This is a genomic window from Pseudoalteromonas sp. KJ63-1, from assembly GCF_055808145.1.
The window spans coordinates 138,139-151,144 of the sequence record NZ_CM147855.1; the positions used below are offsets into that span (position 1 = coordinate 138,139).

The 13,006-nt window shown below is 41.6% G+C and carries 9 protein-coding genes and 1 pseudogene; 7 read left to right on the forward strand and 3 right to left on the reverse strand.

The window, feature by feature from the left end; translation table 11 throughout:
* Positions 1-27 precede the first annotated feature (27 nt).
* Complete coding sequence (locus AC0L7Q_RS00625; protein WP_413401121.1) at positions 28-1,479, forward strand: ATP-binding cassette domain-containing protein; 1,452 nt, start codon at positions 28-30, stop codon at positions 1,477-1,479.
* Between the two features lie 6 nt (positions 1,480-1,485).
* Here the strand turns inward: AC0L7Q_RS00625 and AC0L7Q_RS00630 are convergent, their stop codons facing one another.
* From AC0L7Q_RS00630 to AC0L7Q_RS00640, 3 genes and pseudogenes are all read right to left on the reverse strand, one after another.
* Positions 1,486-2,364, reverse strand: coding sequence for a TraB/GumN family protein (locus tag AC0L7Q_RS00630; RefSeq protein WP_413401122.1), 879 nt, complete (start codon positions 2,362-2,364; stop codon positions 1,486-1,488).
* A 245-nt stretch (positions 2,365-2,609) separates the two neighbouring features.
* Entirely contained in the window at positions 2,610-2,981 is a 372-nt protein-coding gene (locus AC0L7Q_RS00635) for a diacylglycerol kinase (protein WP_413401123.1), read from the reverse strand.
* Positions 2,978-4,650, reverse strand: a pseudogene (locus AC0L7Q_RS00640) (phosphoethanolamine transferase). Before AC0L7Q_RS00640 ends, AC0L7Q_RS00635 begins: the two are co-directional and overlap by 4 nt.
* 526 nt (positions 4,651-5,176) lie before the next feature.
* Here AC0L7Q_RS00640 and ilvG point away from each other — a divergent pair.
* The 6 genes from ilvG to AC0L7Q_RS00670 all read left to right on the forward strand — a co-directional run bounded on the left by ilvG (position 5,177) and on the right by AC0L7Q_RS00670 (position 13,001).
* Positions 5,177-6,826, forward strand: coding sequence for an acetolactate synthase 2 catalytic subunit (ilvG, locus tag AC0L7Q_RS00645; protein WP_413401125.1), 1,650 nt, complete (start codon positions 5,177-5,179; stop codon positions 6,824-6,826).
* Entirely contained in the window at positions 6,823-7,065 is a 243-nt protein-coding gene (gene ilvM, locus AC0L7Q_RS00650) for an acetolactate synthase 2 small subunit (protein ID WP_008112745.1), read from the forward strand. The genes ilvG and ilvM overlap by 4 nt, the downstream gene beginning before the upstream one ends.
* Before the next feature lie 101 nt (positions 7,066-7,166).
* On the forward strand, positions 7,167-9,023 hold the full coding sequence (gene ilvD / locus AC0L7Q_RS00655) for a dihydroxy-acid dehydratase (RefSeq protein ID WP_413402905.1): 1,857 nt from the start codon (positions 7,167-7,169) through the stop codon (positions 9,021-9,023).
* A gap of 2 nt (positions 9,024-9,025) precedes the next feature.
* Positions 9,026-10,579 (forward strand): threonine ammonia-lyase, biosynthetic, encoded by a 1,554-nt coding sequence (gene ilvA, locus AC0L7Q_RS00660; RefSeq protein ID WP_413401126.1) that lies wholly within the window; start codon positions 9,026-9,028, stop codon positions 10,577-10,579.
* Positions 10,580-10,721: 142 nt separating this feature from the next.
* Positions 10,722-11,705 (forward strand): ABC transporter substrate-binding protein, encoded by a 984-nt coding sequence (locus tag AC0L7Q_RS00665; protein ID WP_413401127.1) that lies wholly within the window; start codon positions 10,722-10,724, stop codon positions 11,703-11,705.
* Between the two features lie 108 nt (positions 11,706-11,813).
* Positions 11,814-13,001 (forward strand): methyltransferase, encoded by a 1,188-nt coding sequence (locus tag AC0L7Q_RS00670; RefSeq protein WP_413401128.1) that lies wholly within the window; start codon positions 11,814-11,816, stop codon positions 12,999-13,001.
* Positions 13,002-13,006: the final 5 nt, after the last annotated feature.

The window sequence follows — 13,006 nt, forward strand, 5'->3', positions numbered from 1 at the left end:
TTTTTAAGACTTATTTTGGTAGCTAGTGTGAGCTCAATTTTACTTCAGCAATTTAGTGGCTATTTATCCACCGGTGGTAGTAATCGCTATTATATTAAGGATTTAACTTGGCAAGTAAAGCAGGGGGAACACTGGGTATTACTTGGCGGCAATGGCGCCGGTAAATCTGCGCTTGGCGCTACGCTTATTGGTGAAGCCAAGCAACAAAGTGGGCAACGTCATAGTGCTTTTAACAATCCACAGTTAGTTTCAAGTGATTTACAAAAGCAGTTATTGAGCGCTAATCGCAAAAGTGATAAACCACAAAAAGTAACTGACATACTCTTTTCTGAACCTGAAATAAATAACGATTTATGCCAACAGCTAATTACTGCTCTTAATTTTGATGCCTTACTTAATCGTAATTTTACTGATTTATCGACCGGTGAAACACGTAAATTATTATTGATTAAAGCACTGTCTGCTAATAGTGATTTAGTTGTGCTTGATGAACCATTTGATGGTTTAGACGCTGAATCGGCTAGGCAGTTAAACCGCCTATTAAAGCAACTGAGTACGCACACTTGCTTTGTGTTTGTGCTAAACCGTGTTGATGAAATTCCTGCGTTTGTTGATCACTTTGCTTATGTGAGCAAGGGTCTTTTACAACATAGCTTAGCAAAACCGTGCGCAGCAAAACGAGCCGATTTGTTTAAGTTACTGCATTTAGAACATACACCTATAACTATTCCAGATTCACCCGAGCCTACTTTCATTTCAAATGCAAACGCGCCACTCGTTAAGCTTACTGATGCGCATGTACGTTATGGTGAACAGACTATTTTTGAAAACTTAAACTGGACGATTAAGCAACACCAACATTGGCAACTTACCGGCAAGAATGGCTCAGGAAAAACCTGTTTATTAAATTTAATCACCGGTGATAACCCTCAGTGTTATAACAATGAGATTGAGGTGTTTGGTTTTAAGCGTGGCACAGGAGAGAGTATTTGGGATATAAAACAGCATATTGGTTATATCTCTAATACCTTGCATTTACAGTATAGAGTGAGTATTTCGGCGCTCAATACTGTTATCTCTGGGTTTTTCGATAGTATCGGTTTATACCAACAAGCCAATGAGCTACAAATGCGTTTAGCGAAACAGTGGTTGGCACTAATTGGCCTTAGCGATAAAGCTAATTGCGCTTTTACTCAACTATCGTATGGCGATCAGCGCTTATTACTTATTGTACGCGCAATGGTTAAATACCCCGCCTTAGTTATTTTAGATGAGCCATGTTTAGGGCTTGATGAGGCAAATCGTCAACGCGTTTTACTGCTAATAGAAAAGGTGTGTGCGGCAAAAACGAGTACCGTTATTTATGTAAACCATCATGCAGCAGATGCCATTAAAGGGGTTGAACACACCCTAAAAATGGAAGACTTTAAACCAACTTACTATGAACAGCATACGGCTCATAGTGAGTCGATTATATAAGCTTGTTTATAACTGAGTCACCGTGAATTCTTGGTCACGCAGTTGTTTAATTAAGCCATGTTGCTCAACTAAATGCAGAGCACCTACAGCTATAAAAATATTGCCTTGTTCAAGTTTTGGGGTGAGCTGAGTGACCCAATTATTATTACGCTCAATCAGCATCACTTGTTCGCTCTGTTGGCCGTAGTGACTGTTATCAAAACTGGTGTGGTAGTAGCTGGTTAGGGTTTTCATATCGCCCTGTTTCCATGCATTTACTAGAGAAATAAAGTAGGTATTAATATCACTGAGTTGTTCAAAGGTTTCTGCCATCATAGCGTTGCTTAATGACTCTAACCCATTAAACATTTGTAGTTGCTGCTCTATGGTTTCAAGCTCTGCAATTTTAATATTATGCTGTTGGGCATAATCTAATACCTGCTTATCAATGCCATTTTTATCTGAATAACCTGCGTTTTGAAACTCAATTTGCATCATGGTTAACATCACAGCCCAAGGTTTAAAGCTATTAAACATGGCAATATCAATCGACTTTTTAGCAAAGTAGTCTTTGAGTTGTTGATAATTTTTTGCCGACAGCTCGCTCTGTAAAGTACGGCCATTTGCTAGCAGCATAAACGGCATAGAGCGTTGCTGCATTTGTAAAGGCGATAGCTTACTAATATCCACTTCAACAACCACTTGCTTGCTGTTATCTAGTGCTTGAGTCACTTTTTTTGGTAGCCCTTTCATGCTGGCATCACCTACATGCACGGTGCCAAATAAATACGAACTAGCGCCTTGTTTTTCTATTTTGAATAGAGCAGGAGCTGCATAGCCATTGACACTAAATGCTAAAAAAACGAACGCTATCAATAAATGACTGATACGCAATGACACTTTCATAAAAAATCCTAGCCATGTTTAAGTTGTTTTATAAATACTAACTTAGTTTACTATATAGGTAACGTAAAAATGCCTGATTAAAAGCGCTATTGATATTAATTATTGCTGTAGGCCATGTTGCCATAATTAGTCAAAACGCGTTCACTTTGTTATGAACTCAAGGCGATTCGTGAAAAGCTTCATAGAGTGAGAAAAAACACCACCATGACCTACAGCAGCACTAATGCTTTTTTTACCTTGGCTAATTAAGCCCATAAAACAGAGCACCAAAGCAAAACGGTGATGAGCATGGCGATAAATACACTGGCAGAAGCGATGTCTTTAGCTAGGCCTGATAGTTCATGATATTCGCTACCGATGCGATCAACCACCACTTCGACTGCGGTATTGACCAACTCAGCAAATAACACAAACAATAAGCTGGCAATCAATATTAATTTGCTACTTAAAGTAATTTCTTGCAAGCAGGCAAATACGCCTAGCAAACTAAATAAAACCAACTCTTGCTGAAAAGCAGCCTCAAATCGACTCATCCATTTTAGGCCATTAAATGTATGGCTTAAGGTAAAAATTAGGCGCATTAGGCCTTGGCGTTTTATAACGGTTTTATTATTCATATTTTAGTTTCGCTATGGTTAATCGTTTGACATGACGCGAGTAAATCTTCAGAGGTTTGGTAGGTTTTACTCGCAACACCGGTTAAGTTTAAAAGTGTATGAAAAATAGCATCGTGTGATTGCGCTAAAGTGCTATTTAAATTGTTGAGACACTTGGCTGTAATGCGCTGATTATGCTCATCAGCCCAGATGTAAAGAGGCACATGGGTTTGAGCTGTCGGTGCAAATGCATAGGGGAAGCCATGTAAGTACGCACCATTTTCACCGAGCGACTCGCCATGGTCCGACACATACAGTAATTGCTTATCAATATTGGCTGGTAGTGCCTTTAACTGTTCAATAACTTGAGCGTTGATAAAATCACTATAAGCAATTGTATTGTCGTAGGTGTTAACCAGTTCTTCAGCGCTACAGTTTTGAATATCGCTGCGGTCGCAGGTTGGGCTAAACTGTTTAAATTTTTCAGGGTAGCGCTTAAAGTAAGTGGGGCCATGTGAACCCATCATATGCAGCACTATAAGCGTATTAGCCTGACTCAAGTTAGCAAGCTTGTGCTTTAGTGGGGCTAGCAACGCTTCATCAAAACAGTATTTACCATCACATAGTTCGGATGCTTTGGTATCAATATTACTGGTAGGTACGCGCGAGCAGACGTTTTTACAGCCGCTGTTATTATCAACCCATAAGACATCTGCGCCTGCTTGTTGTATCAAATCAATCACGTTTTGCTGATTATCACTGTCTAAACGAGAAAAATTGGCATGAGTTTGCAGTGAGAACATACAGGGTACTGACACTGCTGTGGCCGTGCCACATGACGATACATTATCGAAATAAGTGACATTATGTTTTTGTGTGTATTGGTTGGTATTACGCTCATAGCCTTGGTAGGAAAAATTTTCAGCTCGTGCGGTTTCACCTACTACTATGACAGTAACTCGTGTTGTACTTAGCGATGCTAAAGTTGGTTTGGTATCAATATTTTTAAATTTAATATCGCTGTAAAGCAACTGATCACGTGCATACTTATAGCCACTAGAAAGGTATTGAAATGGAATGATTTCTTTTTTCAATATACGGTTATTTCGACCTGTTGCCGCGTAATCGGCGTAAAAGTTTACTACCACTAAAGCAATCAAAGCACCGCATGCTAGTAACAGTTTAATACGACTGAGTATTTCTTTGTGTGGGCGGGCACAGTTTACGTTTATACGACTCAAAACAAAGGCAGGTAATGCGCCAAAAAGCAGTAAAAAGCCAACAAGTTGCAAGTTTAAATAGCTTAACGCTTCACTAGAGTCCGTCTCTGCTGCGTTTTGTATCATTGAGTAATCAAATACCACTCCATAGTTTAATGAGCCGTAAAGTGCGGCACTTGAGAGCACGAGTAGTAAGTAGTTGATGGGTTTTAATAGCCCTCGAACAGACACCAAAGAAAAAATATAACTAATAAACACACAAGTAGTAGCGGTACAGAGAATAGAAATAACCACGAAAATGTGTGCAGCGAAGTAATAGCGCTAAACGCACCATGCATAAATGGAATATTAATGATTAAGCCATAATAGCATGCCATTAAAATAACAAATGCATTAGCGCTGCAGTTAAAGTAAAAGCGCTTTTTGGTGTTTGCTTGCGATTGCTTACTGAGTTTGAAAATTGAATTCATAACACATCTCTTTTTAGTGAACGTTGTTATGCTAGGTCGTCACACTTAAGAAACGCTTAAGAAATCAATTTATTTTATTTTGTGAGCTATAAAATACAACGGTTTGCTAAAAATTAATCAAACCATAATTCACCGTTATAAGAATAGTGAATTTCCTGAGTTGAAATGAAGGGATAAAAAATTCACTTTGTTTAGGTTGTTTGAATTTTAAAACCTAGGCCGGCGTGTTTTTATAATTATTTTGGATTGAATTTGATGTTGACTTAGCGCCCTGAGCGCGGTACTAATATAAAAAGACAGCGAAACAAGAGTTTCGTAATTACAGAAATTAAATGGTATTAAATTTTATGCTTAACAATGCACTTAACCTAGTCCTGATTATTATCGTGGTGATTATTCCCGCGAGGGCTTCGTAGTGCTTTAAAAAACTAAGCATTGAAAAGCCCTCCGCACTTAACCGTCCGGGGGCTTTTTAGTTTTAAGATTAAATTTTAACGGGTTGTCACACAGGAATGAGGATTTACTAATGACAGGCGCAGAACTAACAATTGATTTACTCGCCAAGCACGGCGTAGATGAAGTATTTGGCTACCCAGGTGGTGCTATTATGCCCATTTACGATGCCTTGTATGGTGCGCCTGTAAAACATTACCTCACTCGCCATGAACAAGGCGCAGGGTTTGCAGCCGTAGGCTATGCACGCAGTACTGGCCGATTAGGTGTATGTTTAGCAACATCAGGCCCGGGTGCTACTAACTTAATTACCGCATTGGCTGATGCCATGATGGACTCAGTGCCTTTACTTGCCATCACCGGGCAAGTACCAACCGCAGCTATTGGTTCTGACGCCTTTCAAGAAATAGACGTGCTGGGTATGTCGCTTTCATGCACAAAACACAGTTATATGGTTGAGCGAGCAGAAGATTTAGCCGAAATATTACAAGAGGCGATGCATTTAGCACAAAGCGGTCGACCTGGCCCTGTTTTGGTTGATATCCCCAAAGACATCCAAATGGCGCAAGTACCTTTTAAACCTTGGTTAGCGGTAGATGAATACTTGCCTCAACTAGATCTAAATCAAGTCGCTATTGCTAACCAATTACTCAGTGAAGCCAAACAGCCTGTTGCCTATGTTGGTGGCGGAGTTCATGCCGCAGATGCGCAAGCGCAGTTAATGCAATTTTTAAATAAAACGCAAATGCCAGCGGTTTCAACCCTTAAAGCACTGGGTAGTGTATTACCTGATTACGAATATGATTTAGGTATGCTAGGTATGCATGGCGGTCAAGCAGCTAATTTAGCGGTGCAAGAATGTGATGTATTAGTGTGTATTGGCGCACGCTTTGATGACCGTGTAACCGGCAATTTAGCTAAGTTTGCTGCAAAAGCAAAAGTGATTCATTTAGACATAGATGCAGCCGAGGTCGGAAAACGTAAACCCGCAAAAGCGTCATTAATTGCTGATTTAAAAACGTCACTTCCTGCACTTGAGTGCGTGGTTACACCAAAAGCGTGGTGCGATCATAGTAAACAAATGAAGGTTAAACACGCGTGGCGCTACGACTACCCTGGTGAAAAAGTATTTGCCCCTTACTTACTTAATCAACTTAGCCTGCGTATGCCAAGCACTAGTGTGGTGTGTTGTGATGTAGGCCAGCACCAAATGTGGGTTGCCCAGCACATGAAGTTTAGCCACCCTTGTAACCACTTAAGCAGTGGTGGTGCAGGCACTATGGGATTTGGTTTACCTGCCGCCATAGGTGCACAAATCGCGCGTAAAGATGACTTTGTGATCACCGTTTCCGGTGATGGTTCAATCATGATGAATATTCAAGAGCTTGCCACTATTCGTCGTAATAATTTACCAGTAAAAATACTGATACTTGATAACCAACGCTTGGGCATGGTGCGTCAATGGCAGGAGCTATTTTTTGAAGGGCGTTACAGCGAAACTAACCTGTCAGACAACCCTGACTTTGTACAGCTAGCTGCTGTGTTTGGCATTCCTGGACAAACCATTACCCACGCTAACCAAGTAGATGATGCAATTACGGCCTTATTAAAGAGTGATGGACCTTATATTGTTCATGCTTGTATCGATGATAAAGAAAACGTATGGCCACTTGTTCCACCAGGGGCTGCCAACGATGAAATGATGACGGAGAAAGCACAATGAAACACAACTTAACTATTGCCTTAAAAAGTCAAAGTGTCGCAATCGAGCGCTTTTTACGTGTCGTACGTCATCGTGGTTTTGATTTAACTCACTTACAGCTCAATATGGACGATGGTCAATATAATATGGCAATGACGGTTGATAGTGATAAACCAATTTACTTGCTTACCAGCCAGTTAAATAAATTGGTTGATGTGAAACATGTGACGCTACAAAGCTTACAGCAACAGGCTGTATAAAATAAATTTAACGAATTTTACGAGTAACTGACTATTTGGTTATTCATCAATTTTTAGAATGAGGAATGCCCGCATTAATTGCGGCAAACACTGAGGTAACTATGGCTAAATTAAGAAGTGCAACTACCACTGAAGGGCGTAAACGCGCAGGCGCAAGAGCATTATGGCGTGCAACCGGCATGACAGATACCGACTTTGGTAAGCCAATTATTGCAGTTGTAAACTCATTTACGCAATTTGTACCGGGGCATGTGCATCTTAATCAGCTTAGTGAACTGATGGCTGAAACCATTACTCAAGCCGGTGGTGTACCAAAAGAATTTAATACCATTGCTATCGATGATGGCATCGCCATGGGGCACGGCGGTATGCTTTATTCACTGCCATCACGTGATTTAATTGCCGACTCGGTAGAGTATATGGTGAACGGCCATTGTGCTGATGCGATGATTTGCATCTCAAACTGCGACAAAATCACCCCTGGGATGATGTTAGCCGCACTGCGTTTAAATATTCCGGTTATTTTTGTATCGGGCGGCCCAATGGAAGCGGGTAAAACTAAATTAGCGAATATCGATATTAAGCTCGATTTGGTTGATGCTATGGTTAAAGGTGCTGATGAATCGGTAAGTGATGCCGACTCTGAGCAAGTTGAGCGTTCTGCATGTCCTACTTGTGGGTCGTGTTCAGGGATGTTTACCGCCAATTCTATGAACTGTTTATTAGAAGCAATTGGCCTTGCGCTGCCTGGTAACGGGACCACGCTTGCGACCCATAAAGACCGTAAACAACTGTATGTTGAAGCGGGAGCTCGCATTGTTGATTTATGCCGTGAGTACTATCAAAAAGATAACCAAGACGTACTGCCTCGTGCCATCGCTAATAAAACCGCATTTATGAACTCTATGGTGGTTGATATTGCTATGGGCGGTTCATCAAATACGGTATTGCATTTACTCGCAGCGGCACAAGAAGCCGGCGTTGATTTTGATATGTCACACATTGATGAACTTTCACGTAAAACCCCGTTTTTATGTAAAGTTGCTCCTGCTACAGCGCAATACCACATTGAAGACGTACACCGTGCTGGTGGCATGATGGCAATTGTACGTGAGCTAGGCAAAGCCGGCTTAGTTGATTTATCGGTAAATCACGTAGCGGGTATGACAATGGGTGAGCTGGTTAAAAAGTGGGATGCAACCGATCCGAATAACGAAGCCGCACAAAAGTTTTACCGTGCAGGCCCCGCTGGTATTCGTACCACCAAAGCAATGAGCCAAGATTGTCGTTGGGATGAGGGTGATAACGACCGTGAAAACGGTTGTATTCGCAGTGTAGAACATGCATTTCGTCAAGATGGCGGCTTAGCTGTACTTTCAGGTAACTTAGCGGTAGATGGCTGTATCGTTAAAAGTGCGGGTGTTGTTGATGAAATGCTGCATTTTGAAGGCACTGCGGTTGTGTATGAATCACAAGATGACTCTGTAGAAGGGATTTTAAATGGCGAAGTAAAAGCTGGCGATGTGGTGGTTATTCGCTACGAAGGGCCTAAAGGCGGCCCTGGTATGCAAGAAATGCTATACCCGACTAGCTATTTAAAATCAAAAGGTTTGGCAGAGCAGTGTGCATTAATTACTGATGGGCGCTTTTCAGGGGGCACGTCGGGTTTATCGATTGGTCATGTATCGCCAGAAGCTGCCAGCGGTGGTGCAATTGCTTATGTTGAAAACGGCGATAAAATTATCATCGATATTGCCACCCGAGAAATTACGCTGGCGTTAAGCGATGAAGAGCTTGAAGCTCGCAAGCAAAAACAACTGGCTCGTGGTAAACAAGCGTATAAACCGCTTGATCGCGATCGTTATGTATCATCTGCGCTTAAAGCGTATGCGCTACTTGCAACCAGTGCCGATAAAGGTGCGGTTCGCGATTTAGCCAAACTGGAGGAGCTTAGCTAGGTATGGTTTCTCAAGAACTCGATTATTTTCGCGCGATTATCCAAGCCAATATGGAGCCTTTAGCCAAGGTGACTGAGGTAAGTGAAATGGCCGAATTGAGTGCACGGTTAGGTAATCATGTTTGGTTAAAACGTGAAGATCAGCAACCCGTGTACTCGTTTAAATTACGCGGCGCTTTTAATAAATTAAATAAGCTGCCCAAAGGCTCGGTTGTGATTACCGCATCCGCAGGTAACCATGCTCAGGGTGTGGCGCTAAGTGCCTCATACTTAGGGCATAAAGCCACCATTGTTATGCCCGTGACCACACCTGAAATAAAGGTTAATGCGGTAAGAACATTGGGTGGGGAAGTCGTATTGCATGGCCATCAATTTGATGCCGCAAAAGCGTATGCGCTGGAATTAACTGAGCAGCGAAACGGCGTATTTGTACCACCATTTGATGACCCTGATGTGATTGTTGGTCAAGGTACGGTTGCCCGAGAATTAATGCAACAACTTAACGATTTAGATGTGGTGTTTATTCCTGTTGGTGGCGGCGGCTTGCTGGCAGGTATGGCGGTATACATTAAATCGCTGCGCCCCGATATCAAAGTAATAGGGGTCGAGGCGAATGAAAGCGCCTGCTTAAAAGCTGCTTTAGCAGCAGGCGAGCCGGTAGAGCTTGATCGGGTTGGCAGTTTTGCCGATGGTGTTGCCGTAAAAATAATTGGTAGCGAAACATTCAGACTGGCACAAAAGTTTTGTGACGAAGTAGTTACCGTATCAGACGATGAAATATGTGCAGCCATGCAAGATATTTTTGTATCAACCCGAGCTATTGCAGAGCCTTCAGGGGCACTTGCAACTGCAGGGCTTAAAAAATGGTCTCAGCAGTCGGGTTTAAAGGGGTTAAATTTAGCCGCTATTTTGTCTGGTGCTAATTTAAACTTTGATCGCTTACGTTATGTGGCTGAGCGCACTGCGCTGGGTGAGAAAAACGAAGCTTTATTAGCCGTGACCATTGATGAAAAGCGCGGTAGTTTTAAGCAGTTTTGTGCATCTTTAGGTGGGCGTGCCATTACTGAGTTTAACTATCGTTATGCGGGGCCTGGCGAGGCGCAAATTTTTGTTGGTATTGCGCTACGTCAAGGGTTAGCAGAGCTTGAAGAGCTTAAACAAAGTCTAACAGATAACAAATATACCTTTTGCGATTTATCAGATAACGAATTAGCAAAGCTGCATGTACGCTATATGGTTGGCGGTAAAGCGCCAGAGCAGTTACATGAACGCTTACTAAGGTTTGAGTTTCCTGAGTACCAAGGCGCATTGGCGCGCTTTTTAGATACGCTGGGTAGTAACTGGAATATCACTTTATTTCACTATCGTAATCATGGCGGGTCAATGGGCAATGTATTAGCAGGCTTTGCTATTGAACCAAGCCAATATGAGATGTTTAATGAGCACTTAAATCGCCTAGGCTACAGTGTTCAAGACGAAACCGATAACCCCTGTTTTACTCAGTTTTTAACTACCCAACCTAAAGCAGAAAAGCTTGAAAAACTCGCTCTAGCATAATTTTATTTTAAGCAAGCATCTATCCCGATGCTTGCGTTATTAGCTGTATTACATATAGTTATAATTAATTATATATTTATGGAAGTCTTCTTTGCTACTTAAAGGAATAATAATTAGCACCTGCTTTTTTTGTAGCCAGTTAATGGCGCAGGAATCAGTCACGTTACAATTAAAGTGGACACACCAATTTCAATTCGCTGGCTATTATTTGGCTGAGCAAAAAGGCTTTTATAATGAGGCTGGTTTAGACGTTAATATAGTTCCAGCCGATCCAAAACGGCCAAATAGTTTTGGTGCGGTAGAGCGAGGAGAGGCGCAATTTGGTGTAGCGCATTCAGGTATACTAGAACGCCGTATTGCCGGTGAACCGTTTGTAGCCATGGCTGCCATATTACAGTTTTCTCCTTACTGCTGGATGGTAAAAGAAACTTCAGATATTTTTCATGCCCGTGATTTTATTAACAAGCGTGTAAGTGAAGTCAGCAAAGAAAGTAATTCTGAGTTACTAACTATGCTTAAGCGCAGTGGTATTGATACTGAAAAACTGGCTGTTTACAAAGGCGATGGATTACAACAAGCATGGATGGAAAATAAACTAGATGCCATAGAAGTGTATGTTACCGACCTACCTTATCATATGGACCAGCAAGGGGTTGCTCACCGACTTATATGTCCACAACGTTATGGCATGGACGTATACGCGGATATTTTATTTACCAGCGATAGTATGGTTAAGTATCACCCCGATACGGTAGAAAAGTTTTACCAAGCGAGTTTAAAAGGGTGGCGCTACGCGGTGATGAATATGGATGAAGCCATTGCCATAACCCAACAGTTTTATGCGCCTGATCGCAGTTTTCATCAACTGGCATATGAGGCTGAGGTACTTAAAGACTATATTGCTCCACCGAGTACTACTGTGGGTAATATGTCGATGGCTAAATGGCGTTTAATTGCTGACCTATATGAGATTGATCAAACAAAGTTTGATGAAGTAAAAGCTGATTTTATTTATAAATATATAAAGCAAGAAACGCTGCAGCTTTCTTGGATGCTGATTGCGGCTATTATAATAAGCATTATTTCTATCCCTCTGTATTTACGTTTAATACTTAAATCGCGCTAGTGGATTACTTACTCCGTTCCCTTGCTCTGTGAGGTTAAAAAAATAACCACTTAATTAGGTGCTATTGTGCTGGTATAATTAAGCGTCTTTTTTATATCCTAAGCTGTTATGACCTTAACTGAGCAATTTTCTGCCCTCGACTCTTTGCTAATGAATACTCGCTCGTATTGGCAATGCACTGCGTTTGATTTTGATGCCTTACCTTGGCCTGAATTACATGCTCCTTTGAGCGCTTTATCCGATCAGGCGGTTGCTGAATTAGACTCTGATCAAGAACAGCTCTATCAGTTTTTTTCATCTTATATTCCCGCTGTTGAGCAACTAAGCCGATTAGTGTCATTGCCTGCCATTACAAACGCTCGGAAGGAATACCCGTTTTGGATCAGTAATGGTATTAAAGGTCGAAAGTTTACTCAGTTACAAGACTTTGTTGGCGCATTACCCGCTAGTAGCCAGCCTGTTTTAGAGTGGTGTGCAGGTAAAGGTCATTTAGGACGAATGTTAGCTTTTAATGGTGCACAGAGTGTCCACAGCGTTGAACTACAATCTCATTTGTGTGAACAAGGTCAAAAAAGTGCACAGCAGCAGGGACTTGCAATGCAATTTAGCCAAGCCGATGTACTTAAAGATAACACTCAGGGTTTTTTCAACCCATACACTCATGCCGTCGCTTTACATGCCTGCGGCGCGTTACACCAAACTTTTATGCATCAAGCCAGTGCAGCAAAAGTACCACAAATTAGCTTTTCACCTTGTTGCTATCATTTATTTACTGATAATGATTACCAAGTGATGAGCGAGCATGCTCAGCAAAGCAGACTTAATTTAACTCACAGAGATTTAAAGCTCGCCCTGCAAGAAACAGTTACAGCCCCTTCGCGAGTAGGCAAAGTGCGAAAAACAGAAGTGGAGTGGCGACTTGGATTTGATGCTTTAAGAAAGTCACTTACTGGTGAGTTAGGCTATGTCAGCGTCCCTTCAGTGAATAAAGCGATATTTTCAGATTCGTTTGCAGCGTTTTGTAACTGGGCGGCAGACAAAAAAGCCTTAAAACTGCAAAAAGATATTGATTATAATAAGTTTTTATTGATTGGGCAGGCGCGAAAAAAGATAACCGAGCGAGTTGAACTGGTTCGACATGTGTTTAGAAGAGCAATAGAAGTTTGGCTTGTGCTCGATCGTGCTTTATATTTGCAGCAGCAAGGCTATGATGTCAGTGTTAATACATTTTGTGAGAAGCAATTAACACCCCGTAATATTTTAATTTTAGCCAGTTTAAAAACGCCCTCGACCTAAAAGAG

Excerpts from the sequence above, each read along its gene's own strand:
- ilvA (WP_413401126.1), top strand. The coding sequence starts at position 9,026 with ATGGTTTCTCAAGAACTCGATTATTTTCGCGCGATTATCCAAGCCAAT.
- AC0L7Q_RS00630 (WP_413401122.1), bottom strand. The coding sequence starts at position 2,364 with ATGAAAGTGTCATTGCGTATCAGTCATTTATTGATAGCGTTCGTTTTT.
- ilvM (WP_008112745.1), top strand. The coding sequence starts at position 6,823 with ATGAAACACAACTTAACTATTGCCTTAAAAAGTCAAAGTGTCGCAATC.
- AC0L7Q_RS00635 (WP_413401123.1), bottom strand. The coding sequence starts at position 2,981 with ATGAATAATAAAACCGTTATAAAACGCCAAGGCCTAATGCGCCTAATT.
- ilvG (WP_413401125.1), top strand. The coding sequence starts at position 5,177 with ATGACAGGCGCAGAACTAACAATTGATTTACTCGCCAAGCACGGCGTA.
- AC0L7Q_RS00670 (WP_413401128.1), top strand. The coding sequence starts at position 11,814 with ATGACCTTAACTGAGCAATTTTCTGCCCTCGACTCTTTGCTAATGAAT.
- AC0L7Q_RS00665 (WP_413401127.1), top strand. The coding sequence starts at position 10,722 with ATGGCGCAGGAATCAGTCACGTTACAATTAAAGTGGACACACCAATTT.
- ilvD (WP_413402905.1), top strand. The coding sequence starts at position 7,167 with ATGGCTAAATTAAGAAGTGCAACTACCACTGAAGGGCGTAAACGCGCA.